General features: G+C 59.2%; 31 protein-coding genes. 22 read left to right on the top strand and 9 right to left on the bottom strand.

Annotated elements, in window-relative coordinates:
• Positions 1 to 13 precede the first annotated feature (13 nt).
• Entirely contained in the window at positions 14 to 961 is a 948-nt protein-coding gene (locus tag M8997_RS05820) for an ABC transporter substrate-binding protein (RefSeq protein ID WP_250018666.1), read from the bottom strand.
• A 245-nt stretch (positions 962 to 1,206) separates the two neighbouring features.
• Here M8997_RS05820 and M8997_RS05815 point away from each other — a divergent pair, with 245 nt between their 5' ends.
• Positions 1,207 to 2,835 carry an acyl-CoA dehydrogenase family protein gene (locus tag M8997_RS05815; protein WP_250018667.1) on the top strand — a complete coding sequence of 543 codons (1,629 nt, stop codon included), beginning with the start codon at positions 1,207 to 1,209 and terminating at the stop codon, positions 2,833 to 2,835.
• Between the two features lie 268 nt (positions 2,836 to 3,103).
• Positions 3,104 to 3,424, top strand: a complete 321-nt coding sequence (locus M8997_RS05810) for a DUF6105 family protein (protein WP_250018668.1) — start codon at positions 3,104 to 3,106, stop codon at positions 3,422 to 3,424.
• On the opposite strand, the gene ruvX is transcribed toward M8997_RS05810, so the two are convergent.
• On the bottom strand, positions 3,391 to 3,888 hold the full coding sequence (gene ruvX, locus M8997_RS05805; protein WP_250018669.1) for a Holliday junction resolvase RuvX: 498 nt from the start codon (positions 3,886 to 3,888) through the stop codon (positions 3,391 to 3,393). The genes M8997_RS05810 and ruvX overlap by 34 nt on opposite strands.
• A gap of 112 nt (positions 3,889 to 4,000) precedes the next feature.
• Here ruvX and M8997_RS05800 point away from each other — a divergent pair, with 112 nt between their 5' ends.
• From M8997_RS05800 to M8997_RS05765, 8 genes are all read left to right on the top strand, one after another.
• Positions 4,001 to 4,705, top strand: a complete 705-nt coding sequence (locus tag M8997_RS05800) for a metal-dependent hydrolase (RefSeq protein WP_250018670.1) — start codon at positions 4,001 to 4,003, stop codon at positions 4,703 to 4,705.
• 120 nt (positions 4,706 to 4,825) lie between these two features.
• Positions 4,826 to 5,113: an Asp-tRNA(Asn)/Glu-tRNA(Gln) amidotransferase subunit GatC gene (gene gatC, locus M8997_RS05795; protein ID WP_250018671.1), complete on the top strand. Its 288-nt coding sequence runs from the start codon at positions 4,826 to 4,828 to the stop codon at positions 5,111 to 5,113.
• A gap of 3 nt (positions 5,114 to 5,116) precedes the next feature.
• Positions 5,117 to 5,599 carry a GNAT family N-acetyltransferase gene (locus M8997_RS05790; RefSeq protein WP_250018672.1) on the top strand — a complete coding sequence of 161 codons (483 nt, stop codon included), beginning with the start codon at positions 5,117 to 5,119 and terminating at the stop codon, positions 5,597 to 5,599.
• A gap of 9 nt (positions 5,600 to 5,608) precedes the next feature.
• Positions 5,609 to 7,090, top strand: coding sequence for an Asp-tRNA(Asn)/Glu-tRNA(Gln) amidotransferase subunit GatA (gene gatA, locus M8997_RS05785; RefSeq protein WP_250018673.1), 1,482 nt, complete (start codon positions 5,609 to 5,611; stop codon positions 7,088 to 7,090).
• Positions 7,087 to 7,560 (top strand): GNAT family N-acetyltransferase, encoded by a 474-nt coding sequence (locus M8997_RS05780; protein ID WP_250018674.1) that lies wholly within the window; start codon positions 7,087 to 7,089, stop codon positions 7,558 to 7,560. Before gatA ends, M8997_RS05780 begins: the two co-directional genes overlap by 4 nt.
• Position 7,561: 1 nt before the next feature.
• Positions 7,562 to 8,356, top strand: coding sequence for a YdcF family protein (locus tag M8997_RS05775; protein WP_250018675.1), 795 nt, complete (start codon positions 7,562 to 7,564; stop codon positions 8,354 to 8,356).
• The gene (locus tag M8997_RS05770) at positions 8,353 to 9,534 is read left to right on the top strand and encodes an NAD(P)/FAD-dependent oxidoreductase (protein WP_250018676.1); all 1,182 of its coding nucleotides are present in this window, start codon (positions 8,353 to 8,355) and stop codon (positions 9,532 to 9,534) included. Before M8997_RS05775 ends, M8997_RS05770 begins: the two co-directional genes overlap by 4 nt.
• A 143-nt stretch (positions 9,535 to 9,677) precedes the next feature.
• Entirely contained in the window at positions 9,678 to 9,857 is a 180-nt protein-coding gene (locus tag M8997_RS05765) for a flagellar FlbD family protein (RefSeq protein ID WP_250018677.1), read from the top strand.
• A gap of 622 nt (positions 9,858 to 10,479) precedes the next feature.
• Here the strand turns inward: M8997_RS05765 and M8997_RS05760 are convergent.
• Both M8997_RS05760 and M8997_RS05755 read right to left on the bottom strand, forming a co-directional pair.
• Positions 10,480 to 12,012 (bottom strand): acyl-CoA carboxylase subunit beta, encoded by a 1,533-nt coding sequence (locus tag M8997_RS05760; RefSeq protein WP_250018678.1) that lies wholly within the window; start codon positions 12,010 to 12,012, stop codon positions 10,480 to 10,482.
• A gap of 104 nt (positions 12,013 to 12,116) precedes the next feature.
• A complete protein-coding gene (locus M8997_RS05755; protein WP_250018679.1) occupies positions 12,117 to 12,557 on the bottom strand; it encodes a VOC family protein in 441 nt (146 codons plus the stop codon).
• A 259-nt stretch (positions 12,558 to 12,816) separates the two neighbouring features.
• Between M8997_RS05755 and M8997_RS05750 the strand changes: the two genes are divergently transcribed.
• From M8997_RS05750 to M8997_RS05725, 6 genes are all read left to right on the top strand, one after another.
• Positions 12,817 to 13,398: a cold-shock protein gene (locus M8997_RS05750; RefSeq protein ID WP_250018680.1), complete on the top strand. Its 582-nt coding sequence runs from the start codon at positions 12,817 to 12,819 to the stop codon at positions 13,396 to 13,398.
• An 8-nt stretch (positions 13,399 to 13,406) separates the two neighbouring features.
• Complete coding sequence (locus M8997_RS05745; RefSeq protein ID WP_250018681.1) at positions 13,407 to 13,889, top strand: DUF192 domain-containing protein; 483 nt, start codon at positions 13,407 to 13,409, stop codon at positions 13,887 to 13,889.
• An 11-nt stretch (positions 13,890 to 13,900) separates the two neighbouring features.
• Positions 13,901 to 14,656 carry an alpha/beta fold hydrolase gene (locus M8997_RS05740; RefSeq protein WP_371929495.1) on the top strand — a complete coding sequence of 252 codons (756 nt, stop codon included), beginning with the start codon at positions 13,901 to 13,903 and terminating at the stop codon, positions 14,654 to 14,656.
• 158 nt (positions 14,657 to 14,814) lie between these two features.
• Complete coding sequence (gene cysE, locus M8997_RS05735; protein WP_250018682.1) at positions 14,815 to 15,639, top strand: serine O-acetyltransferase; 825 nt, start codon at positions 14,815 to 14,817, stop codon at positions 15,637 to 15,639.
• A 90-nt stretch (positions 15,640 to 15,729) separates the two neighbouring features.
• Positions 15,730 to 15,936, top strand: coding sequence for a DUF3126 family protein (locus M8997_RS05730; RefSeq protein ID WP_105733161.1), 207 nt, complete (start codon positions 15,730 to 15,732; stop codon positions 15,934 to 15,936).
• 33 nt (positions 15,937 to 15,969) lie between these two features.
• Positions 15,970 to 16,500 carry a gamma carbonic anhydrase family protein gene (locus M8997_RS05725; protein WP_250018683.1) on the top strand — a complete coding sequence of 177 codons (531 nt, stop codon included), beginning with the start codon at positions 15,970 to 15,972 and terminating at the stop codon, positions 16,498 to 16,500.
• A 1-nt stretch (position 16,501) separates the two neighbouring features.
• On the opposite strand, the gene M8997_RS05720 is transcribed toward M8997_RS05725, so the two are convergent.
• Positions 16,502 to 17,113, bottom strand: a complete 612-nt coding sequence (locus M8997_RS05720) for a transglutaminase-like cysteine peptidase (RefSeq protein ID WP_371929494.1) — start codon at positions 17,111 to 17,113, stop codon at positions 16,502 to 16,504.
• 312 nt (positions 17,114 to 17,425) lie between these two features.
• Here M8997_RS05720 and M8997_RS05715 point away from each other — a divergent pair, with 312 nt between their 5' ends.
• A complete protein-coding gene (locus M8997_RS05715; RefSeq protein WP_250018684.1) occupies positions 17,426 to 18,136 on the top strand; it encodes a rhomboid family intramembrane serine protease in 711 nt (236 codons plus the stop codon).
• A 112-nt stretch (positions 18,137 to 18,248) separates the two neighbouring features.
• The gene (locus M8997_RS05710) at positions 18,249 to 18,680 is read left to right on the top strand and encodes a CBS domain-containing protein (protein WP_250018685.1); all 432 of its coding nucleotides are present in this window, start codon (positions 18,249 to 18,251) and stop codon (positions 18,678 to 18,680) included.
• 38 nt (positions 18,681 to 18,718) lie between these two features.
• Here M8997_RS05710 and M8997_RS05705 read toward each other — a convergent pair whose 3' ends face one another.
• The 3 genes from M8997_RS05705 to folE all read right to left on the bottom strand — a co-directional run bounded on the left by M8997_RS05705 (position 18,719) and on the right by folE (position 20,856).
• Positions 18,719 to 19,690: a patatin family protein gene (locus M8997_RS05705; RefSeq protein WP_250018686.1), complete on the bottom strand. Its 972-nt coding sequence runs from the start codon at positions 19,688 to 19,690 to the stop codon at positions 18,719 to 18,721.
• 110 nt (positions 19,691 to 19,800) lie between these two features.
• Complete coding sequence (hisI, locus tag M8997_RS05700) at positions 19,801 to 20,220, bottom strand: phosphoribosyl-AMP cyclohydrolase (RefSeq protein WP_250018687.1); 420 nt, start codon at positions 20,218 to 20,220, stop codon at positions 19,801 to 19,803.
• 9 nt (positions 20,221 to 20,229) lie between these two features.
• Positions 20,230 to 20,856 (bottom strand): GTP cyclohydrolase I FolE, encoded by a 627-nt coding sequence (gene folE / locus M8997_RS05695; RefSeq protein ID WP_250018688.1) that lies wholly within the window; start codon positions 20,854 to 20,856, stop codon positions 20,230 to 20,232.
• A gap of 262 nt (positions 20,857 to 21,118) precedes the next feature.
• Here folE and M8997_RS05690 point away from each other — a divergent pair, with 262 nt between their 5' ends.
• Positions 21,119 to 21,562: an iron-sulfur cluster assembly scaffold protein gene (locus M8997_RS05690; RefSeq protein ID WP_250018689.1), complete on the top strand. Its 444-nt coding sequence runs from the start codon at positions 21,119 to 21,121 to the stop codon at positions 21,560 to 21,562.
• A 4-nt stretch (positions 21,563 to 21,566) separates the two neighbouring features.
• Positions 21,567 to 21,911 carry a membrane protein insertion efficiency factor YidD gene (yidD, locus tag M8997_RS05685; RefSeq protein ID WP_250018690.1) on the top strand — a complete coding sequence of 115 codons (345 nt, stop codon included), beginning with the start codon at positions 21,567 to 21,569 and terminating at the stop codon, positions 21,909 to 21,911.
• A 66-nt stretch (positions 21,912 to 21,977) separates the two neighbouring features.
• Here the strand turns inward: yidD and M8997_RS05680 are convergent, their stop codons facing one another.
• The gene (locus M8997_RS05680; protein WP_250018691.1) at positions 21,978 to 23,753 is read right to left on the bottom strand and encodes a glucan ABC transporter ATP-binding protein/ permease; all 1,776 of its coding nucleotides are present in this window, start codon (positions 23,751 to 23,753) and stop codon (positions 21,978 to 21,980) included.
• Positions 23,754 to 23,949: 196 nt separating this feature from the next.
• Between M8997_RS05680 and crcB the strand changes: the two genes are divergently transcribed.
• Positions 23,950 to 24,327: a fluoride efflux transporter CrcB gene (gene crcB / locus M8997_RS05675; protein ID WP_250018692.1), complete on the top strand. Its 378-nt coding sequence runs from the start codon at positions 23,950 to 23,952 to the stop codon at positions 24,325 to 24,327.
• Between the two features lie 96 nt (positions 24,328 to 24,423).
• Positions 24,424 to 25,407 carry an RluA family pseudouridine synthase gene (locus M8997_RS05670; protein WP_250018693.1) on the top strand — a complete coding sequence of 328 codons (984 nt, stop codon included), beginning with the start codon at positions 24,424 to 24,426 and terminating at the stop codon, positions 25,405 to 25,407.
• The last annotated feature ends 25 nt before the right edge of the window (positions 25,408 to 25,432 follow it).

Genomic DNA, 25,432 nt, shown 5'->3' with positions numbered 1-25,432 from the left:
CCCCCGTGAGGTCTTACTTGATGAAGCTCGTATCGACGATCGCGGAAATGTCGGGCTTCTGCTTGATGATGCCGATTTCGAGAAGCAGATCGGCAGCTTCATTGGAGAAGCTGGTAAACTCGCCTTCGAAGAATTTCTGGTTGGCGGCCTTGTCCTGCCACTTCAGATGCTTGGCCGATTCGCCGAACTTCTCGGCTGATTGTTTCACATCCGCGCCCATGGTCTCATAGGCCTTCTTCTCATCGGCGGCGATCAATTCAAGCGCCTCGAAATAGCTCGCGGCAAGCGCCTTGGCGGCTTCCGGGTTCTTCTCCAGGAATTCATTGGTGCAGCCGAACGTGTCCATTACCATGGGGTAGTCGATGGTCGTGGCGATGATCTTGCCCTTGTCGGGCGCGGAACGCACCGTCGAGAGATAGGGCTCATAGGTCATGGCGGCATCGTTCTGCCCTGCGACAAAAGCCTGCGCAGCCGGGCCAGGCTCAAGATTGACGACTTTGACATCCTTCAACGTCAGGCCGTTCTTCTTCAGGATCCAGGCGAGGGCGAAATAGGGCGAGGTGCCCGGCGCCGATGCTGCGACGGTCTTGCCCTTCAGATCGGCGACTTTCTCGATGTCGGGCCTTACCACCATGCCATCGGCGCCGAAGGATTTGTCCATCTGGAATATCTGCTTGGTGGCAACGCCATTGGCATTCCAGGCGATCCAGGTCTCCACCGTTGTCGCCGCGCATTGCACGTCGCCGGATGCCAGCGCCAGATGCCGGCTGGCCTGCGGTATCTTGTTGAGCGTGACGTCGAGGCCATTCTTCTCGAAGATGCCGGCCTGCTTGGCGAGCGTCAGCGGCCCGAAGCCGGTCCAGCCGGACAATCCGACGGCGACTTTCGTCTCAGCCGCGGATGGTGTGGTAAAGGCGACGAGCGCCGCGAATGCCGAAGCAATGTGCCATTTTCTGATCATGCTGAACCCCGTTTATTTTGGTGGATTTGATTGCTGGCATGATAGGCAGTGGCACTTTGTTTTGTCTAGACAATTCAGGCGCTGACCGCGCAATTGCATCGAACCGGGCATAAAGCCTATGTTAGGAGGAATGGATTAACCCCTTGTCAGAAGTTTCCTTTATAACCTTGAGAGAACGTTCCGGCGTCGGACGCCGCCGGGCAATTATCGGCACTGAGATCCGGTAAATCAGTCAGGATGCACATTTGAAAACGCACGACGTACTCAACCAGACGCCTTCGATGGCCGGGCTCAATGCCTATCTGATCGATCCGCTCTTGATGGAGATCACTAAGCGCTTTCCGCAGGCGACGCGCAAAGAGCTGGAGCAGTGCGGCAGGTTTGTGCTTTCCGGCGATGCCGCCGATCTTGCCCGGCTCGCCAATACGGAAACACCGAAGCTCAGAACCCATGATCGGCAGGGAAACCGGCTGGACGTGGTGGATTATCACCCCGCCTATCACGCGCTGATGCGCCGTTCGGTTTCGCTCGGCCTCCACTCGTCGGCATGGGAGGAGACAAAGGACGAAGCAGGGCTCCGGCACCAGGCCCGGGCGGCGCGCTTCTACCTGACGGCGCAGCTCGAATGCGGCCATTTGTGCCCATTGACGATGACGAGCGCCTCGCTTGCCCCGCTGATGGCTGCTCCCAATCTTTACCGGGAATGGTCGCCGCTGATTCTGCCGAGGAAATATGATTCCAGCAACAAGCCGCCGGCGAAGAAGCAGGGCCTGACGCTCGGAATGGGGATGACGGAAAAGCAGGGCGGCACCGACGTCCACGCCAATACGACGCGGGCGGAGCCGGCGGGAAGCGGTTTCCATCGCTTGACCGGCCATAAATGGTTCATGTCGGCACCCATGTCCGATGCGTTCCTTGTATTGGCGCAGGCTCGGGAAGGGCTGTCCTGTTTCCTGATGCCGCGCATTCTGCCCGATGGCAGCTCCAACGGCTTTCGCTTCCAGCGGCTCAAGGACAAGCTCGGCAACCGCTCCAACGCGTCCTCCGAGGTGGAATTCGACAATGCGCTGGCGCAATTGGTCGGCAATCCCGGCGAAGGCGTCAAGACGATCATCGACATGGTCACATTGACGCGGCTCGATTGCTCGGTCGCTTCCGCTGGATTGATGCGAGCCGGGCTGGCCGAGGCGGTTCACCATGCCCGCCACCGTTCGGCCTTTGGCGGGCCGCTGATCGACAAGCCGCTGATGCTGCGCGTTCTCGCGGACATGGCGCTTGATGTGGCGGCTGCGACCGCGCTGTCGCTGCGCCTCGCCCGGGCTTTCGACAATGCCGCCCGCGATCGCGGCGAAGCGGCCTTCGCGCGGGTCATGACCCCCGTCGTCAAATATTGGGTGGCGAAGATTGCTCCGGCCATGCTGTACGAGGCGATGGAGTGTCTCGGCGGCAATGGCTACATCGAAGAGGGCAATCTCGCCCGCTATTATCGTGAGGCGCCGGTGAATGCGATCTGGGAAGGGTCCGGCAATGTCATGGCGCTTGACGTATTGCGCGTTCTCAAGCGCGGGCCGCAATTGTTCGATGATGTGCTCAACTGGATCGGCACCAATCTTGGACGAGGCGGGCAGGGCACCGTCGAGGTCCTGCGCGCTGCCATGCGTGTTGCCGACAATGACGAGGGTGCGGCCCGTATACTGACGGAGCAATTGGCACTCGCCGCCGCGGGCGCCGAATTGCGCTATCTTCACTCCGAAGATATTGCCGACGCATTCATAGAAACCCGGCTCGGAGGGCAGTGGCGCACCACCTACGGCATGCTGGATGCCCGCCACAACGCCCAGAGCATCGTGAACTCCCTCTATCCCGGCAACTGACGCCGCCGCGTATCGGGTTCAGTCGCCATTTTTGCGCGCCTGGAAGCCATCTTTGTCAGGAAAGGCGTGGATCGGCACAAATTATTCCGCGCCGGGGCCAGACAGCCACTCGCTAATCCGTTCAATTTGAATTAAATTTTCTTAAATTAACCTTAATAAATGGTTTACGTTGCGGTTAGCATCTTAAGCGATATCACTGTGGCTCGAAAGACACCATAAAAATCCGTGGGTTACGGGCGGCGGAAGTTGCAGTATCGAGGAGTGGGGAATGCGCGGTTTTCTGATCTTCTGGGCCGGACCCATCGGATTCCTCTGGGGATGGTACTTCCTTTCCTATTACGATCTCAGCATGGGCACGTATTTCTTCAGCCGCGAGATGCACGAAAAGGTGTTCGCTATCTATGGGGGAATACTGGGCATCCAGCCGGAGACGATCCCGCCCTTGGTGGCGCGCGCCTGCGTTGTCGATACCGCTCTGGTGTTGGGTCTGATCGCCATCCGGCGCAGGCGCCAGATCTTCAATCGCTACAAGGCATGGCGTGCCGAACGCGCTGCCTACAAGAAATTGTCATCCGCTTCCGCCGCTTGACGCAGCATGTTCAGGCGGTCGAGCGCGCCTTGAAGAATGAAGGCCGCGGCAGCCGAATCTATTCGCTCCGCACGCTTCTGTCTTGATACGTCCATGCCGATGAGGGCGCGTTCCGCAGCGACAGTCGACAGGCGCTCGTCCCAATAGACGAATGGGAGGTCGGTCAGCGGTTCCATATTGCGCACGAATGCCCGCGTCGCCTGCACGCGCGGACCCGCGCTGCCATCCATGTTGACAGGCAGGCCTATGATGATCGCGCCGGCATTCTCGGCCGCCAGCAGCTTCAGCAGATCCTGGGCATCGAGCGTGAATTTTCGCCGCCGCAGCACCGGGCGCGGATTGGCGAAGGAGAGGCCGCGGTCGGAAATCGCGATGCCGATGGTCTTCGTGCCGAGGTCCAGTCCCGCCAGCGTCCTGCCCGGCGCGAGAGTGCTTTCCAATTGCTCGATCGTCAAAATAGTCAAGGTAAGGCCAGTCCTGCCATTGCATCGGTCTTGATAGATGTTTCTAATTGGCTGATACCCCTATTGCACGCCAAATGCGAGCGCCAACTCATGAATGGAGGCAAGCCAAACCATGAAGATCACCTGGCTCGGTCATTCCGGATTCCGCATCGAAACCGCCCGAAACATCATCCTCATCGACCCGTTCTTCACCGGCAATCCGGGCGCCAAGGGCGTCGATCTGCAGGAAGCCGCGAAGGGCGTGAACCATATCGTTCTCACGCACGGACATGGGGATCATGTCGGCGATACGGTGCAATTGTCGAAGGATACGGGCGCCCTGGTAACGGCAAATGCCGATCTTGCCGCCTGGCTGGGTTCCAAGGGAGTGCAGCGGACCGATTCGACGAACACCGGCGGCACCGTTTCCTATGATGGTTTCAGCGTCACCTATGTCAACGCGCTTCATTCTTCGGCCCAGCTGACGGAAGACGGCGTTTCCCATTCGCTCGGTTCGGCAAATGGCATCGTGCTGCACTTCGATGACGAACCCACGCTCTACCACATGGGCGATACCGACATTTTCTCGGACATGGCGCTGATCCAGGAATTGCATCAGCCCGACATCGGCATCGTGCCGATCGGCGACCGGTTCACCATGGGAGGCGCTGTCGCAGCACTGGCGTCGCGGCGCTATTTCAAGTTCTCGAAAGTCGTGCCCTGCCATTACGGCTCCTTTCCGATCATCGACCAGACCGCGGAGAAGTTCGTCGCGGGAATGGAGGGCGGAACGAGCGAAGTCGTCGTAGCGAAGACCGGCGAGGCGTTCACGGCCTAGACATGGCCGCTTGAAGCTGCCGCATCGGCTCGATATTGAAGTGCATCGCCTCTTGTCCGTTGCGCTCGCGCTCGGCGGACACTATAGCACTGGTAATCCATCAGGAATTCAGGAACTCGCATGTCAGTCGATATTTCAACCGTCAAACGCGTGGCGCGGCTTGCGCGTATCGAAGTCAAGGAAGACGAGGCCGAGCGCATGACCGGCCAGCTCAATGCCATCCTTGGTTTTGTGGAGCAGTTGCGCGAAGTCGATGTCGACGGGGTTGAGCCCATGACGTCGGTCACGCCGATCGTCATGAAGAAGCGCAGCGACGTCGTGAATGACGGCGGCAAGGTCGACGACATCATCGCCAATGCGCCCATGTCGGAGGAAAACTTCTTCATCGTCCCAAAGGTGGTGGAATAGGCGATGGCAATAACGATCGCTGTCGAAACTCCGCTACAGGCAGACGTGCGCGCCCTGGTCGATGCGCTGAACGATCACCTTCTGCCGCTTTCGCCCGTCGAGTTTCAGTTCAAGATGACCGTCGAGGAGATGGCGAACGCCGAAACGACCGTTTTCGTCGCCCGTGACGACACGGGCGCGGCCGTCGGCTGCGGCGCTTTGAAGACGCATGGCGGCGGCATCGGCGAAGTAAAACGGATGTTCACCCTCCCGCAGGTCCGCGGTCAACGGGTGGGTTCCGCCCTGCTGCTCGCCATCGTCGAAGCAGCGAAGAAGCAGAAGATAGACCGCCTGTTGCTCGAGACGGGAACCGGACCGGGCTTCGCTCCGGCGCATCGCCTTTATGAGAATTCGGGTTTCACCCGCTGCGGCGTCGTGCTGGATTACCCGGATTCTGAACATAGTGCATTTTTTGAAAGATGGCTGGCCCTGGCGCCGGCACAGTAAGGACTTGATATGACCGATCTGACCGCTCTCACCATAGCCGAGGCGCGCGAGCAGCTGAAAGCCAAGGCGATCACCGCCGTTGAGCTGACCGAAGCCTATATCAAGGTGATCGATGAAGCGAACGCGGCGCTGAATGCCTATGTCGTGACGACGCCGGAGAAGGCTCTGGAAATGGCCAAGGCATCCGATGCCCGGTTGACAGAGGGCAAGGGCGGCGCGCTGGAAGGCATTCCCCTCGGCATCAAGGACCTTTTCGGTACCGAAGGCGTGCATACCCAGGCCTGTTCGCATATTCTCGACGGCTTCGAACCACATTACGAGTCGACGGTGACTGCCAATCTCTGGGCCGATGGCGCAGTCATGCTCGGCAAGCTCAACATGGACGAGTTCGCAATGGGCTCCTCCAACGAGTCCTCGTACTACGGTCCAGTGAAGAACCCCTGGCGTGCCCGCGGCTCCAATGCCGATCTCGTGCCGGGCGGATCGTCCGGCGGATCGGCCGCGGCCGTCGCCGCCCGCCTTTGCGCCGGCGCCACCGCGACGGATACGGGGGGCTCCATTCGCCAGCCAGCCGCCTTTACCGGCACTGTCGGCATCAAGCCTACCTATGGCCGCTGCTCGCGCTGGGGCATCGTTGCCTTCGCATCGTCGCTCGATCAGGCTGGTCCCATCGCCCGCGATGTGCGCGACGCCGCTATTCTGCTGAAATCGATGGCGTCGGTCGATGGCAAGGACACGACGTCGGTCGATATCGCCGTACCGGACTATGAAGCCGCCATCGGCAGGCCGCTTTCCGGAATTAAGATCGGCATTCCGAGGGAATACCGCGTCGAAGGCATGCCGGAAGAGATCGAAAAACTCTGGCAGCAGGGCATCGAATGGCTGAGGGACGCAGGCGCCTCGATCGTCGATATCTCGCTGCCGCACACCAAATATGCCTTGCCCGCCTATTATATCGTTGCTCCGGCGGAAGCTTCGTCGAACCTGGCCCGCTATGACGGCGTGCGCTACGGCCTGCGCGTGCAGGGGCGCGACATTGTCGACATGTACGAAAAGACCCGTGCCGCAGGCTTCGGCGACGAGGTAAAGCGCCGCATCATGATCGGCACCTACGTCCTCTCCGCCGGTTATTACGATGCCTATTACCTTCAGGCCCAGAAGGTGCGCACGCTGATAAAGAAGGATTTCGAGGACGTGTTCCACGCCAGCGTCGATGCGATCCTGACCCCTGCGACACCTTCCGCCGCCTTTGGCATCGCCGATCAGGAACTCGCTTCCGATCCGGTGAAGATGTACCTGAACGATATTTTCACCGTGACGGTGAACATGGCGGGATTGCCGGGCATAGCCGTTCCGGCCGGTCTCGATGCCAAGGGCCTGCCGCTTGGCCTCCAGCTGATCGGCCGGCCTTTCGACGAGGAAACATTGTTCCAGACGGCCCACATCATCGAACAGGCTGCCGGCAGGTTCACTCCGACGAAATGGTGGTGATCAGAAAAGCGGCCGAAGCGGACATAGCGCAGATCGCCGCTATTGGATCGCGTGCCTGGGCATCGAGCATTTTCTCGTTTGAGGAGGAGCGGCCAGGAATGCGCACGCATGTGGAGAAGGCATTCGCCGGTTTCGCCCGAGAATATTACGAGACGGTGCTCGTTGCCGAGACGGAGCAGGGACTGGCGGGCTGGGGTGCGCGCGAAACGCGGAATGAGTATATTTCCGACCTTTGGGTCGAACCCGCCCTGCATGGGCTTGGTACGGGAACGCTGCTCCTGCGCGCGCTCAAGGCGGAAATTCGCGCAGCAGGCCATCGTCAGGCCCGTATCAGCACGCATGCCCGGAACCGGCGAGGCATCGCGCTTTACCAGCGGGAGGGCTTTGTGATCGTCGAGCAGAAGCTGGAATGGTCGACAAGCCTCGAGCGCGAGATCGAAAAGGTCAGCATGATCGCGGAACCGGTCTAGGATGTTCTTTTTTCTCTCAAAGATCTTCTGGTTCCTCGCCCAGCCACTGAATCTCGCCCTTATCCTGATGGCCGCAGGCTTGTTGTTACTTGGTTTCGCGCGGCGCCGGCTGGCTTTTATCAGCGTCGCCTTGGCCTTTCTGGTCCTCGGCACGGGCGGCTGGACGACCGTCGGCGCTCTCTTGCTGCATCCCCTGGAAGCGCGGTTTCCGCGGCCGATCGATGCGCCGGCGAAGGTCGATGGGATCATCATTCTCGGCGGCGGCTTCGAGGGCGGCATCAACCTCGTACGCGGCGGCTATGAACTGAATGCGAGCGGCGACCGCTTCGTGGAGGCAGCGATACTTGCCGCGCGCTATCCGTCGGCCAAGGTGGTGGTGACCGGCGGAAGCGGCAATCTGGTGCTGGACGGCGAAGCCGACGGCGATACCGCGCCAAGGCTGCTCAATGCACTCGGCGTAGCATCGGACCGGCTCATCATGGAGAACAAGTCGCGCAATACCTATGAGAACGCGCTGTTCACCAAGGAAATGATGGCGGTGAAACCGGGCGAGGTATGGCTGCTGGTTACCTCGGCGTTTCACATGCCGCGCTCGATGGGGCTTTTTCGCAAGGCAGGATTCGAGGTCACCGCCTGGCCGGCGGATTATCGAACCTCCGGCGCCGAAACACTGGGGCTGGCGCAGGACAATGTCTACGACTCGCTGCAGAATCTTACCCTCGCGGGGCGGGAGTGGGCCGGCCTTCTCGCCTATCGGCTGACGGGGCGGATCGACAGCATCCTGCCATCGCCATGAGGAACAATGTCGACGTCCTCATAATCGGCGCCGGGGCCGCTGGCATGATGTGTGCCATCGAGGCGGGCAGACGCGGCCGATCGGTTTTCATCATCGATCATGCGTCGGCGCCCGGCGAGAAAATTCGCATATCCGGCGGTGGACGCTGCAATTTCACCAATCTGCACGCGGCTCCCGCAAATTACCTCGGAAGCAATCCGCATTTCTGCATATCCGCGCTCCGACGCTACACCCAGCGCGACTTTATCGCGCTCGTCGATCGTCACGGCATAGCCTGGCACGAAAAGACCTTGGGCCAGCTCTTCTGCGATGGATCGGCCAGGCAGATCATCAACATGCTGGTCGATGAGATGCGCGGCGCTGGTGTCGAGATGCGGCTCGGGATCGCGGTTCGCGCCATCCACCAGGACGGCGAAGGCTACCGCGTCGAACTCGAAAGCCAGAGCGTAAGATGCCGTTCATTGGTGATCGCCTGTGGCGGCAAGTCGATCCCCAAGATGGGCGCCACTGGGTTCGGCTATGAGATCGCCGGGCAATTCGGGCTGAAGGTCACCGAAACCCGGCCGGCACTGGTGCCGCTGACGTTCAATGACCAGACCTTGGCGGCCCTTAAACCACTATCCGGGATCGGGGTCGATGCGACGGTGACACATGGCAGCACGACCTTCTCGGAGGCGATGCTCTTCACGCATCGCGGATTGAGCGGGCCGGCAATCCTGCAAATCTCGTCCTACTGGCGCGAGGGCGACGTCGTTTCGGTCGATCTGCTGCCCGGAAGGGACGTTTTCACGATCCTGAAGACCGCGCGCGGCCGCAATGGCAAGCAGGCCGTCCAGACAGTGCTTGGCGATCATCTCCCGAAACGATTGGCACAACACATCGCCGAGACGAGCGTCCCGGACAAGGCGCTGGCCGATCTGCCGGACAAGCAACTCATGCTTGTAGCCAGCGCCGTTCACCGCTGGCAGGTGAAGCCGGCCGGATCGGAAGGCTACCGCACCGCAGAGGTCACGCTTGGCGGTGTGAACACCGACCAGCTGGACCAGAAGACGATGGAGGTGAGGAGCCGCAAGGGCCTCTATTTCATCGGCGAGGTGGTCGATGTCACGGGCTGGCTCGGCGGCTATAATTTCCAGTGGGCCTGGTCGTCAGGATGGGCGGCGGGGCAGGCGGCCTGATACAGGCATATCCGGCTCGGACTACCATGCGGGGCGTTCATGAGAATGTTTCGCCAACCGCCCGTAATCGATTGCTTTCCCGGGCGAATGCTGCTTCCCTTGACAGGACGCAATTGCGCTTTGTCAAACTGGGAGGTGTGGCTATGTGGATCAAGCTGACGGACGTTAATGGCGATCACATCACATTGAACTTCGACCATGTGGTGTCGTTCAATCCCTACGGCACCGGCACCCATATCGTTACCATCACCGCCGGCCTGACCTTCTTCGTCAAGGAGACGTCGGAAGAGATCCAGAGCAAGGTCGGCGTCAAAAGCACCTGAGGCCAGCGCTCGTCGAGCCAGTCGAACCGGCATTCAATCCACGTGGCAGTTTGGCTCATCGGTGGCCGGTGCTTCGCTGCTGCAGGCGGCCGGATGCGATCGTTCAGCGCTCCGATTCCTGCTGTCTTCCGATCGTTCCTGATAACGCCCTGGCTTGAAATGGCCGCGCTTGAAAGCGTTCAGCGAGCGTTCATCATTGTCCCACTATATTGAGGGCGTATTCAGAACAGAGGGCGAATTCCGCCCTGAGGCTTCGCTGGATCAAATAGAAGTCAAAAATGGATACAAATAGTGATTTGTTTAATCGGTTTAGCTTCTGTAAATGAACGGTTAAACAAGTATAAGTTCCATTGGTCAAAAAATACTCCCTAACCGGTGAGTAGATTTTTTGGAGGCTAAAAAAGAATGGTTGCAGTAAAAAATGACGTATCGCCAGTAAAAGGCGCCAATGTTCTTGCGCTGGTTTCAGCTGCGAAGGTTGTCCCGTCAATTGTAAAGGCAGCGTCCAGCACCAATCAGCCTTGCGACACGCGAACCATTTCTCAAATCCTGCGGGATTCGAACGGCGGCTTCAGCTTCCGCCGATAATCTTCAAAACAGTTTTGAAACAATATCCCGTTACTCAGAGCGGGATATTGTCGTGTTTCTTCCAGGGATTTTCGAGATCCTTGTTTCGCAGCATCCGCAGCGCCCTTGATACCCGTTTGCGCGTGGAATGCGGCATGATCACCTCATCGATATAGCCACGCTCGGCGGCAACGAATGGCGACAGGAAACGGTCCTCATAGCGCTTGGTATGGGCTGCGATCTTCTCCGCATCGCCTATGTCCTTGCGATAGATGATTTCGACCGCGCCCTTGGCCCCCATGACCGCGATCTGGGCAGAAGGCCAGGCATAGTTGATATCGCCGCGCAGATGCTTTGACGCCATGACGTCATAGGCGCCGCCATAGGCCTTGCGGGTGATGATCGTGATTTTCGGCACGGTCGCCTCGGCATAGGCGAATAGCAGCTTCGCGCCATGCTTGATCAGGCCGCCATATTCCTGCGCCGTGCCGGGCAGGAAGCCCGGAACATCGACGAATGTAATGATCGGAATGTTGAAACAATCGCAGAAGCGAACGAACCGCGCCGCCTTGCGCGAGGCATCGCTGTCGAGGACGCCGGCGAGAACCATCGGCTGGTTGCCGACGACGCCGACGGTCCGTCCCTCGACCCTGCCGAAGCCGATAACGATATTCCGGGCGAAGTTCTCCTGGATTTCAAAGAAATCAGCCTCATCCACCGTTTTACGAATGAGTTCCTTGATGTCATAGGGCTTGTTGGCATTGTCGGGGACGAGCCTGTCCAGTGAATAGTCCAGCTCATCGACGGGCTGATAGCATTCAAGCTCCGGACCGTCGGCGGTGTTGGAGGAAGGAAGAAAGTCGATCAGCCGCCGCATCTGCAGCAGCGCCGCGACATCATTGTCGTAGGCGCCATCGGCGATGGACGATTTCGTGGTGTGGATCGACGCGCCGCCGAGCTGCTCCGAGGTGACGGTTTCATTTGTAACCGTTTTGACGACATCGGGCCCGGTGACGAACATGTAGGACGTGTCGCGCACCATGAAGATGAAATCCGTCATGGCGGGCGAGTAGACATCGCCGCCGGCGCATGGCCCCATGATCACCGATATTTGCGGTATGACGCCCGAGGCGAGAACGTTACGCTGGAATATCTCGGCATATCCGCCAAGCGCAGCGACGCCTTCCTGGATGCGCGCGCCGCCAGCATCGTAGAGGCCAATGACAGGCGCGCGGTTTCTGAGCGCCATATCCTGGATTTTCTGCACCTTTTCCGCATGGGCCTCGGAGAGCGAGCCGCCGAACACGGTAAAATCCTTGGCGAAGACGAAGACCGTGCGGCCATTGATCGTTCCCCAGCCGGTGACCACGCCGTCGCCGGCATATTTCGTCGCTTCCATGCCGAAATCGGTGGAGCGATGTTCGACGAACATGTCGAATTCCTCGAACGAGCCATGGTCGAGGAAAATGTCGATGCGTTCGCGCGCCGTCAGCTTGCCGCGCTTGTGCTGTGCTTCTATCCGCGCGGCACCACCACCCTCGCGGGCAATGTTGCGGCGGCGTTCAAGCTCGATCAGCACGTCTTTCATGGCATCCCTCCCGATTGGTCATTCCTGATAACAGGAGAGATGCCTGCTTGGAAGCCGGAAGTGCGAAGCGCGAACGGATGGTTTGCCCACGCTTCTTTTGGCAATTACCAGTTGCCGGTATTGGGCATGGAAAGCCATGGCTCCTGTGGTGGCAGCGCCGGGCCCTTCTGCAACAGTTCGATCGAAATGCCGTCGGGCGAGCGCACGAACGCCATATTGCCGTCGCGCGGCGGGCGGTTGATCACCACGCCCTGGTCGGACAGTTTCTGGCAGGTCTCGTATATGTTATCGACGACATAGGCGAGATGGCCGAAATTGCGTCCGCCGGAATATTCTTCAGGATCCCAATTATAGGTGAGTTCGAGTTCGGGAGCGCGCTCGGCGGCCGAGCGCCCTTCATCTTCGGATGCAGCAAGGAAGATCAGCGTGAAGCGGCCCTTTTCGTTTTCCGTGCGGCGAACTTCCTTCAGCCCAAGCTTGTTGCAGTAAAAGTCCAGCGATTCATCGACATCGCGGACACGGACCATTGTATGAAGATAACGCATCTTTTGCCTTTGGGTTTATCGAGATTGATAAGGCACAGTATCAGTATCCGATCTGCGCACGACGCAATTGCTAGCACTTAATGACTAGCCTCACAAATATGGGATTAAGCTAGGTTGTACTTGGTTGAGGATAAACAGCCGATTCGCCCTCGACTTTCAGAAAAAACTCATATGATACTTGCTCAACGGGCGTGGACGGGTGTTATTCTTTAGGCAGAGAATCAGTTGTTCGCGCGCAGGAGAGGAGGGGCTCAGTTTAATGTCGGACCGGCCAGTATCAGCCCAGCAATCCCCCCACGATGAAAATCCCGGTGAGAATCTCGAGCTCATCGAGGTTTCCGGCGCCATCAAATGGTTCGACGTCGCGAAGGGCTACGGCTTCATTATTCCGGACAATTCCGAGCTGCCGGACATCCTGCTTCACGTCACCTGCCTGCGCAGGGATGGCTATCAGACCGCGCTCGAAGGTGCGCGGGTGGTCTGCGAGGCGCGTCAGGGCGACCGTGGCATGCAGTGCTTCCATGTGAAATCCATGGACAATTCGACGGCCGTTCATCCGACCGAAATGGCGCCGGTTCGCACCCATGTCACCGTTACGCCTTCAAGTGGTCTGGAGCGCGTCCTGGTCAAATGGTTCAACAGAACCAAGGGATTCGGATTTCTCACACGCGGCGAGGGCACGGAAGACATCTTCATCCATATGGAGACGCTGCGCCATTTCGGCTTGACCGAGCTTCGCCCCGGCCAGGTGGTGCTGATCCGTTTCGGCCATGGCGAGAAGGGCCTCATGGCCTCCGAAATTCATCCCGACATAGGCACGCAGCTGCCGTCGTCGCATTGATGCCAGCGATGAGCCTTATCAAGGCGCTCTGCGTCGTCCTTGCCGTTATCCTTTCTATTCCGGCTGCCTTTGCGCTCGATCAGACGCCGATGCACCTGCCGGTGGATTCCCGGCCATTGATCATAAATACCAGCAAGGGCGACGTGCCCTTCGCTGTCGAGATTGCCGATGACGATACGGAGCGGCAGCGCGGCCTGATGTTCCGTACCGATCTTAAAGACAATAGCGCCATGCTGTTCGTGTTCGATCAGGCGAGACAGGTGACGATGTGGATGGAGAACACTCCCTCGGCGCTCGACATGCTGTTCCTGGATGAGAAGGGGCGCATCACGACCATCCGCCAGAACGCGGTGCCATTTTCGCGCGATATCATAGCCTCGGACGGACCGGCCAGTTATACCGTGGAAGTGAAAGCCGGCACGGTGCGACGTCTTGGAATTGCGGTAGGAGACAAGGTGCGCCATCCATCGATCAAATCCGATGGTGGCTGACGGACAGGAACATGAAACATTTCGAGAATGACGGGCTGAAACTTGCCTATGTCGACGAAGGGTCGGGCGAGCCGATATTGCTGATCCACGGCTTCGCCTCCTCGTCCTTCTATAATTGGGTGCAGCCGGGATGGATACCGACACTGACCGCAGCGGGTTATCGCGCAATTGCGATCGATAATCGCGGTCATGGCGCCTCCGATAAGCCGCACGACAAGGCGCTTTATACGCCAACCCTGATGGCGGGCGATGCCGCTGCGCTGCTCCGACATCTCGACATCGGCAAGGCGCATGTCATGGGCTACTCCATGGGGGCGCGCATCACGGCATTTCTGGCGCTCAACCACCCGGAGATGGTTCATGATGTCATCTTTGGCGGGCTCGGAATCGGCATGGTCGAGGGAGCGGGCGACTGGACGCCCATCGCCGAGGCACTGATGGCGGAGGATGCCGAGAGCGTCACCCATCCGCGGGGCAAGATGTTCCGCAACTTTGCCGACAAGACCAAGAGCGACCGCATCGCCCTTGCTGCCTGCGTCATCACGTCGAAAGAGGAAATCAGCGCAGAGAATATGGGCCGGATCACTCAGCCTGCCCTGGTCGCCGTCGGGACCAGGGATGATATCGGCGGAAGTCCTCAACGACTGGCCGCGCTGATGCCCAATGGCCAGGCCCTGGACATACCGAACCGCGATCATATGCTCGCGGTCGGTGACAAGGTGTTCAAGCAGGCGGCGGTGGATTTCCTGAAGCAACATCCGCTGTGATTGGGCGCGGAACCGCACCGTCCGCGCGGCGTTGATCAATGGAACAGTCCGGTGCGTCATTACTCCGCTCTTGCATCCGCATGAAAGGGAGATGTAAAAGCGCGGTCTTTGTCCTATAATTCGTGACAGAACAATCTGCACCTGCCTGGAGCGTGAATATGTCAGCAAGCGTCACAGCCAAGAATACCGGACCCTTGAAGAAGATTGATCCGATCTGGCACGCAATCCGCGCGGAAGCGGAAGAGGCGATCAGTCACGAGCCTTTGCTGTCGACATTCCTCTACGCGACGATTCTCAACCATCAGTCGCTCGAACACGCCGTCATACACCGGATTGCCCAGCGCCTCGACCATCCCGATGTGGAGTCCGAACTGCTGCGCCAGAGCTTCACCGCCATGCTCGATGCCAACCCGCAATGGTCGCAGGTGCTCCGCGTCGATATACAGGCTGTCTATGATCGCGATCCTGCCTGCGACCGGTTCATCGAGCCGGTGCTGTATTTCAAGGGGTTCCAGGCGATCCAGACGCATCGGCTTGCGCATTGGCTGTGGCATGAACGACGCCGGGATCTGGCGCTTTATCTGCAGAGCCGGTCGTCTTCGGTATTCCAGACCGATATCCACCCCGCGGTTCCGATGGGCCAGGGCGTCTTCTTCGACCATGCCACGGGTATCGTTGTCGGCATGACCGCCGTCATCGAGGACAATGTCTCGATCCTGCAGGGCGTAACCCTGGGCGGGACCGGCAAGGAGACGGGTGATCGTCATCCCAAGATTCGCAATGGCGTGCTGATCGGCGCCGGCGCCAGCATTCTCGGCAACATCGAGATCGGTCATTGCTCGAAAGTTGCGTCGGGCTCGGTGGTACTGAAACCCGTTCCGCACAATGTGACAGTGGCGGGCGTACCTGCGCGGATCGTGGGTGAAACGGGCTGCGCGGAGCCGTCGCGGGCGATGGATCAGCTTATCGTCGATCTGGATTAAGCGCCGAAGCAACTGTTGTTGTTGCTCTTTACATGGCAGGCGGCGGCATGTCACAAGCCGGACCACCGCCGCCCAACACAGGAGAATTAGGTGAAACCCGAAGAACTCAAAAAACTCGACAGCTATTTCAAGCGCACGTTCAGAAACACGGAACTGACCGTCAAGGCTCGTCCCCGCAAGGACGATTCAGCCGAGCTCTACCTGGGCGACGAGTTTTTGGGGTTGATCTACAAGGATGAGGACGAGGGCGAATTGTCCTATAATTTCTCGATGGCCATCCTCGACATGGATCTTTGAACCAGCATTTTCTGACAGGCAGGGTGGATCGAGATGACCGTCTATGGACTTGGTGACGATGTGCCCCGCTTCGACGACCGCGCTTCCAACTGGATTGCGCCCGATGCGAGCCTGATCGGAAAAGTCGCCCTCGGGCGCAATGTCGGTATCTGGTTCGGGGCCATCCTGCGCGGCGACAATGAGCTGATCAGCATAGGCCAGGACACGAATGTCCAGGAACATGTGGTGATGCACACCGACATGGGCTACCCGCTGACGGTCGGCGCCGGCTGTACTATTGGACATCGCGCCATGCTGCACGGTTGCCGGATCGGCGAGAACTCGCTGATCGGCATAGGCGCCATCGTCCTGAACGGCGCCAGGATCGGCCGAAACTCGCTGGTGGGGGCAGGCGCGCTGGTCACGGAGCGCAAGGAGTTTCCCGATAACAGCCTTATCGTCGGCTCGCCCGCGCGGGTCGTGCGCCAGCTCGATGATAAGGCTATCGAACAGCTTCGTGCCTCTGCTGCCCATTATGTCGAGAACGGCAGGCGATTTCTCGCCGGGCTGAAGGTGGCCGACTGAGTTACTGCCCGATGCTGCCGACGAGCACCTGGCGATCGTCATTGACGGCAACCCAGGCGCCGGAATTGTGCGTCGATTGACGTTTCAGATAGTCGTAATTGGTCTGGCTCCACAGCTTGATGCGCGTTTCGAGATTGTCCAGAATGTAGTCGCCGTGGTCGGTCCGCACGGTAAGCACCGCGTGGCCCTCACCATTCATCTGCCGAACAACGGTGATCAGCAGGTTGGCGAGCGGAATTCCCGCCGCGTTCAATAATTGGCGCTTCAGGAGAACATAATCCTCGCAGTCGCCGGCCGTGGTCGGGTATGACCAGACTTCGGCCTTGCCCCAGATATCGAGATCCGTTTCCGGCGTTATGTCGGCGTTCACGCGGCGATTTACCTGAACCAGCGTCTGCCAGAGGCGAGGCGTCAGCGCGACAGGCCTGTCATCGCGGGACCGAACGTTGCATTCGGCCTTGTTGGTCTGGCAGAACTCATAATGGCCGATCGGCTGCGACGTCCGCGCCCCGGTCTTCATCGCATCGCCAGTGGTCATGCCCGGCTCCGCCAAGGCCGCTGTAATCGTGCAAAGCAGCGTTGCTGCCCCAAGCAAAATAGTCTTTTTGTTCATTCCCGTCGTCTCCCCGGTTGAGACGACTATGACAGAGAGAGTTTGACCGCCCGGAAACAACGGCAGAAAAATCCGATCTAATCGCGTAGCAAAAAATAAACGAAACAGTAAGGCGCCATTAAGCAACATTATCCGGTAGTTAAAGGGAGTGGCGAGACATTGCCTGCAGGAAGCTCGTTGTTCCTGTTGTTTCGCATCCCGCGCCTCGAGACTTGACGCCGCCCTGATAAATCCAAGGTTTTGCTGGCGGTCTGCCTAGGCTTGGGCCAAAGAAATGGCTAGCCTTTTGAAAACACGACGCTGAGGAGCAAAATGTCCGAACCATTGAGATCTGCCGGCCCCCGCCACCGAGAACCGGTTTTCAACGTGCCCCGGACCATCGTTGCGATCATCGCCCTATGCGTCCTGTTATATCTCGCGCAAACCTATGTGCTGACCGCGGATCAATTCGCCAATTTCCTCTGGTATCTCGCCTTCATACCCGCCCGCTTCACGGAATATGATGGCCTGTCTTCGCCGCTGGCGTGGGTGACGCCAATCACCTATTCGCTGCTCCATGGCAGTTTCGCCCATATTGCGCTCAATCTCATCTGGCTTATGGCCTTCGGCTCGCCGCTGTCGGCACGGATAGGGCCAGCGCGGACCATATTGTTCTGGATCGCCACCTCCATCGCGGCCGCACTGACGCATTATGCGGTTTATCCGACCAGCATCGCACCGCTGGTCGGCGCTTCCGGCGTTGTCTCGGGCATGATGGGCGCGGCGGCACGCTTCGGTTTCCGCCGTACCGGGGCGAGCAATTCCTCGGCCTTTGAAGGGAGAATACTGCCGATCGGCGTTGCGCTCCGGATGAGGACCGTCCTGACGTTCCTCGGCGTCTGGTTCGTCACCAATATCATTACGGGTCTGTTCTGGAACGGGCCGGACGCGTCATCCTCCATTGCCTGGGAAGCGCATATCGGTGGCTTTGTCGTCGGATTCTTTGGCGTTTCCCTGTTCGACAGGCCGGGCAAACACCGGTGAGAGAACTGCGAAGCCTGTTGCAATAATAGCGACATACGCGCACCATGACTGAAGTCTGTTCATCTGCGAGCAGGTGGACGGGAGGACGTTTGTTGCAAGGGAGGGATTGCGTATGACCGTTAAGCTGATTCTGGAACGAAAGGGATATGATGTCTTCAGCACATCTCCCGAGACCTCTCTGGCCGACGCTGTCACGCTTCTGGCAAGGCACAAGATCGGTGCCGTCGTGGTTTGCGATGAAGGCCACGCGGTCAGGGGGATATTGTCCGAGCGCGATGTCGTGCGTGCCATCGCGGCCAACGGTGCTGATGCGCTATGGAAGCCGATCTCGGAGATCATGACGGTGAAGGTCAGCGTGTGCGATGAAAGCCATACGATCAACCAGGTCATGGAAACGATGACGCGCGGCCGTTTCCGCCACATGCCGGTGGAGAAGGACGGGCGTTTGCACGGTATCGTCTCGATCGGCGACGTCGTCAAGCTGCGGATCGAGGAGGTCGAGCGCGAGTCGGAGGAGATCCGGACTTATATTGCCACCGCCTAGGCGGAAAACCGGTAGCTGCAAGGTACGATCGAGCGGCGTCAGAAGACCAGTTTCTGCATCCGCTCCAACTCGCCGAGGCGAGCCATTGTCTCGTCATAGCCGCTGCGGATCGCCTCGTCGGCGCGATGGAACTCGGCCAGTCCAATATCTCCGACCTTGGGCAGCAATGCGATGTCCGGCGGATCGCCGGCCATCCGGGCACGCGAGATACGGTCCTGGATGATGTTGAAGGATTCCATCATGACGCCGGTAATGCCAAGGCGCTTGGCATGTGCCGAGCGATGCGAGGCGGCATCGGCCTCGCCGGATCGCGGATCGGGCGCATCCGCAGCGTGCTTGATCACGGCAGCCCGTCCGAACTGATCGTAGTGAAGGTTCACGGCAACGACCAGGGGTTGTTCATAGGACCGGCAGACCGCGACGGGAACGGGGTTGACCAGTGCGCCATCGACCAGGGTGCGGCCATTGCACTCGACGGGCTCGAACACGCCGGGCAGGGCATAGGATGCACGCATCGCCGTGATCAGGCTTCCGCGCGTCAGCCAGATCTCGTGACCGGTATTGATTTCCGTGCAAACCGCAACGAAACGCTTGGGCAGGTCCTCGATAGCCAGTTCTTCAAGGTGGTCGCGCAGGCGTCGATCCAGTTTCATGCCGCCAAAAAGGCCATTTCCGCCGAAGCGCAGGTCCAGAAGGCTGAAAATGCCCCGCTTTGTCAGGCTGCGCGCGAATTCTTCCAGCTGATCGAGCTTGCCGCCGAGATAGCAGCCTCCGACGAGTGCGCCGATCGAAGTGCCGGCGATCATCGATATCTCGATGCCAGCCTCGTCCAGAGCGCGAAGAACGCCGATATGGGCCCAGCCTCGCGCCGCGCCGCCGCCGAGGGCCAGGGCGATCGGTGTCTTGGTGCGTTCACGCGGTATTTCGGGAGTGCCTGTCCCCACATCGGAGCCATTATTGACCCCGATCGATTCTGCTGATCGCATTCGGCGCGATGCCCATTCGAGCATGGCATATACTCCCGAGTCATCTGTTTTCTGTCTCGTGATATTGGTAACTGAAGGATGAATATCACGTGAATAAATTTACTTAGCCCGCCAAACGACCGAAGATCGCGTGCCTATCCCTGGGCTCCGGGCTCCATGATCAGGCGCGGCGAGCCATCGGCTGCCGTCACCGTACGGTAGAAACACGACCGCCGGCCGGTGTGGCAGGTAGGACCGTCACCGGCAACCCGCACCCGCAGCCACAAAGCGTCCTGGTCGCAATCCGTGCGCAGTTCGACGACTGTCTGAAGATTTCCCGATGTTTCGCCCTTTTTCCACAATGTCTGCCGCGACCGCGACCAATAATGTGCAATCCCGGTGGAGAGGGTGAGATTCAGCGCCTCTTGGTTCATATGCGCCACCATGAGGAGGTGGCCATCGACCGCGTCCGTCACCACCGCAGTGATAAGTCCCGACGCGTCGAAGCGCGGCGTGAACGCCGTTCCTTCTTCGAGGTCGTGGCTATGGGCGATGGTCGCGTCGGAAAAGGTCATTATGCTTGCTTACCGGCCTCTCACCATCGACATGAAACGAACCTGGTCGTTGATGTTGGATTTGAACGAGCCGGTAAATGTCGTGGTCGTCGTCAGCGAACCGGGCTTGCGTATGCCGCGCATGGCCATGCACATATGTTCGGCCTCGATCATGACGGCGACGCCGAGTGGCTCCAACGCCCCCTGGATTGCGCCGGCAATCTGTGCCGTCATGCTCTCCTGCGTCTGAAGGCGGTGCGCGAATATATCGACGACACGGGCAATCTTCGACAGGCCGACGACTTTCTCGCCATCGGGGAGATAGGCCACATGCGCCTTGCCGATGATGGGCACCATGTGATGTTCGCAATGGGAAAAGAAGGGAATGTCCTGGATCAGGACCATATCCTCATATCCGGAGATCTCTTCGAAAGTACGTCCGAGAACATCGGCGGCACTTTGGCTGTATCCGGCAAAAAGCTCCTTGAACGACTTGGCCACGCGCTCGGGCGTGTCGAGCAGCCCCTCGCGGTCGGGATTGTCTCCGGCCCAGAGAATGAGGGTCTTGACGGCCTGTTCTGCTTCTTCCTGTGTGGGGCGCCGGTTGTTGTTCTGCTTTGCAGAGGCGGACTGCAAATTCTTGACTACCGCATCCATCGCGATCTCCCGTAGTCGCCTTCGAGGAGGCGACGAGTTAAACGGCAATACACGATAAACGTTCCGGAGAACGGACGGTGTATTGAAACAGGCACGGGCAAACTGCCCGCTCCAGTGACTACACTGTCTCACAGAATTGTTCCATGAGACTTTGTGCGTATCACTTCCCATACTATATAGGTGGCTAGCATGGAATTCAAAGGGCCGCTACGTCGCACAATGGCGCGTTTGCGATGAACGCAATGTCAGGATTGGCAGGATCATGATCAACGACGTCTACAATATGCGCATTCTGGACTTCGCCGGAAATATCCCGCGGCTTGGACGTCTGGACGATCCGCATGCCACCGCGACCGCCCATTCCAAGCTCTGCGGCTCGACCGTTACCGTCGATCTCAAGCTCGAAGATGGCGTCGTCAGTGATTTCGCCCATGACGTCAAAGCCTGCGCGCTCGGCCAGGCTTCGTCTTCGATCATGGCGCGCAATATCATCGGCGCAACGCCGGAGGAGCTGCGCGCCGTGCGCAACCAGATGCTGGCAATGCTCAAGGAGAATGGCGAAGCGCCGTCAGGCCGCTTCGCTGACCTTAAATTTCTGGAACCGGTACGCGATTATAAGGCGCGGCACAATTCCACGATGCTGACTTTCGATGCCGTTGTGGATTGCCTGGACCAGATCGACAGGAAGAAGGCCGAAGCCGCCTGAAGCAATGTGCGACGATACCGATCATTCGAGCAACGGTCCGCGGCGCTACACGCGGAACTGGACCGGAACGTGGTCCCGGACACCCGGCCGGGTCACGGGTACCGCGCTGGTGCGACTATACCAGTTGACCCTATCCGGCTTCGTCGGCAATAGCTGCCGCCATATCCCGACCTGTTCCGAATATGCCTATGAGGCCATCGCCCGGCACGGTCTCTGGAGCGGAGGGTGGATGGGCCTGTTTCGTTTCCTGCGGTGCGGGCCGGGCGGCACCAGCGGCCTCGATCCGGTGCCGGATACGCTAGGCGAGCGAACAGCCTGGTATCTGCCCTGGCGCTATTGGCACCCCTGAACCAGCGCAGCAAATGAAAATGGCCGCCTCGAGGGCGGCCATTTTTTCAGGTCATGATCTTGGCTTTCATGCCGCTTCCGTCTTGCGCGGGAAGGGCGTGACATTGGCGGTGTCATCGTCGAGCTTGAGGCCACCGGCCTTCAGCAGTGCCGTGAAGCGGCCATTGCTGCGTGCCAGTTCGTCGAAGCTGCCGGACTCGATCACCGAACCCTGATCCATGAACAGGACGATATCCGCATCCCGGACCGTCGACAGACGGTGAGCGATGATGAAGGTCGTGCGGTTCTGGCACAGCTTGTCCACAGCCGCCTTGACGCGCGCTTCCGTTTCGACGTCGAGTGCACTGGTGGCTTCGTCGAGCACCAGGATCGGCGCATCCTTCAGGATCGCACGGGCAAGGGCAACGCGCTGGCGCTCGCCACCGGAAAGCTGCGAACCACGCTCGCCGACGATCGTGTCGAAGCCGGAATCCTTGGACAGGATGAACTCGCTGGCATCGGCGGCCTTGGCCGCGGCAAGCACGTCTTCGTCGCTCGCCTTCGGACGTCCGACGCGGATATTGTCCTCGATCGAACGGTTGAACATGCCCGCATCCTGGAACACCGTGGCGATGGCGTTGCGAAGCGAACGGCGGCTGATCGTGCGCGTGTCGATGCCGTCGACAAGGATACGGCCCTCCTTCGGATCGTAAACGCGCTGCAGCAGGTTGATCAGCGTCGTCTTGCCGGCACCCGTCGGCCCAACGATCGCAATCGTCTGGCCTGCCTTGGCCTTGAACGAAACATTCTTCAGGCCCTGCGTGGAGTTCGGGAACTCGAACGACACATTCTCGAATTCGACATCGCCACTGACATTGTCGATGTCGTGCGCAGACTTCGGCTCGACCGCATAGGCAGCGGAGTCTTCCATCGCATAGAAGTCCTCAAGCTTGGCGCGTGCCGCGAAGATCTGGTTAACGAATGCGCTCAACTGGTCGAGACGGCCGATGAGCAGCCCGGCGAAACCGGTAAAGGCAACGACCTGGCCGACATTCATTTCATCGCGCATGACGAAATACGAACCGAGCAGAAGCACCACGATCATCGAGATGGTCGAAGCCATGCGGTTGATACCGCTGGCGAGCGCCCACCAGTTCAGGACCGGATACTGGGAATCCAGCAGCTGCTTGGCATAGGTCTGCAGGGCGCGGGTCTCTTCCTCGACGCGGTTGTAGCTCTGCAGCACGGAGATGTTGCTCATCGAGTCGCTCACATGGCTGAACGCCGTGATGTGGTGACGCTCGACCTGAGCCTGGCCGTCCTTGGTCTTCGCCGTCACGACCCGGACCACCATCATGTAGACGACGCCGAGCACGACCAGCACCGAGGTCAGGCGCCAGTCCTGGCTGAGGGCCAGCGGGAACAGCAATACGAGGCCGACAGCGGTCGCCAGATGCGTACGCATGAATTCGAGCCAGAGGCCGAAAAGCGTTTCGACGGCGCGCAGCAGCGTATGCAGCGCATTGGACGTGCCGCGCTGATGATGCCACGCAAGCGGCATGCTGATGACGCGATTGTAGGATTCCGTCAGGACCGCAAGCTTGCGCCGATGGGCGAGCCTGTCGGCCTCACGCGAAACGAGCACATTGGCGCCGATATGGAACAGGCCGACGGCAGCCAGCTGGCTAAGCGGGGGGATGATCGCCGTTTTGGTTGCAATAGCCTGGATAACCCGGCCGGCAAGCCACGGTTCAATGATCATGCTCGCAGCAAGGGCTATGTTGGCGAGGCATATAAACACGGTCGCACGCTTCTCAGCGCCGAGATATTGGAGAGATTTCCAATAGATGTTTAATAATGACACTTTGCCACTCCGATTGCTTTGAGACGCATACGCTTAGAATGACACTGCATCAGACCCTTGTGCACCGCAATATTCAATGCTCTAAAGTCCTTGCCGTTCCATCCTGGAGGTAGGAACATTTTCCAACCGTGCGTAACGTCCCGTGATGAGTCAACTTACTGAGATCGCAAACTAAACCAGCCGAGCTGAATGTAAAATGAACGCATTATTACTGGTTGCAACGGGCGGCGCCATCGGCTCGGTATTGCGGTACGGTGTCGGCCTGTTGATGACCCGGCTTTTCGGCGTTTCTTTTCCGTTCGGCACCCTCACGGTGAATGTCGCCGGCGGCTTTCTCATGGGGCTGTTCATCGAGCTGCTTGCAAGGAAATTCAACGGCTTGCCCGAATTGCGCCTGTTCTTTGCGGTGGGCATTCTTGGCGGCTTCACCACCTTTTCGTCGTTCTCTCTGGACGTCGCCGTTCTATGGGAGCGGGGCGAAACGTCGAGCGTCATGATTTATGTATTTGCAAGCGTGCTGCTCAGCATTGGCGCGTTGTTTTTCGGATTATGGCTCGCAAGGACCGTCGCATAGTGCTAAGCGCATCCGATCACATGAAGAGCAGTGTCCCGGGCAGCTGACGATCGAGTCACGCCAGGACCTGCGGATCTGCAATTTAAGGGCATGGCAATGGCGGCTGTAGAACAAAAAACTGTCGACACGGGCGAAGCCGAAATGCGCCTGGATCGCTGGTTCAAGGTCCATTATCCAGGGCTGGGCTTCGGCCATCTCCAGAAGCTGCTGCGGTCCGGCCAGATCCGCATCGATGGCTCGCGCGCCAAGTCCGATACACGGTTGCGGGCAGGGCAGGTGGTGCGCGTGCCGCCTCTGCCGGTAGATTCGAAGGTTGAAGGCCACCTGACGGGCAAGAGCATTCGCGGCAGGGAGGATGGCGACGTCCTGCAGCAGATGTTGCTCTATGAAGATCCCAAGGTGCTGGTTTTCAACAAGCCTGCCGGTCTCGCCGTGCAGGGCGGGTCCGGCGTGACCCGGAATGTCGACGACATGCTGGAGGCCTGGCGCAACAAGAAGGGCGAGAAGCCGCGTCTGGTGCATCGTCTGGATCGAGACACGTCCGGTGTTCTGGTCGTCGCAAGAACGCGGGGCGCAGCTCAGGCGCTGACCGGTGCCTTCCGCGAGCGCGAGACCAAGAAGACCTATTGGGCACTGGTGAAGGGCATTCCACGCCAGCGCGAAGACAAGATCACCACATGGCTGGTCAAGGAGCCGACGCCGGACGGCGACCGCGTTCGCGTGGCCAAACATGGCGAGCCCGACGCCGATCACGCCGTTTCCTATTATCGTGTGATCGAATCCGCCGGCCAGGTTCTCACCTGGCTGGAAATGGAGCCCTATACCGGCCGCACGCACCAATTGCGCGTACATGCCGCCTATATCGGCTGCCCGATCATCGGCGATCCGAAATATTTCGAGGCGGATACCAACTGGTCGTTTCCGGGCGGCATACAGAACCGGCTGCATCTGCATGCGCGGAGAATTCGCATACCGAATCCCTCAGGTGGTATGATCGATGTCACGGCGCCGTTGCCGCCGCATATGGAGCAATCCTGGAACCTCCTCGGCCTGAACGAGGAAGACGGCAATACCGAATAAACGACAAGCTGCGATTGCGGGTTAA

It is taken from the genome of Phyllobacterium sp. 21LDTY02-6, assembly GCF_023554255.2.
Classification (GTDB): domain Bacteria; phylum Pseudomonadota; class Alphaproteobacteria; order Rhizobiales; family Rhizobiaceae; genus Phyllobacterium.
Note: the sequence above shows the minus strand (reverse complement) of the source record. Positions and strands in the feature narration are given on the sequence as shown.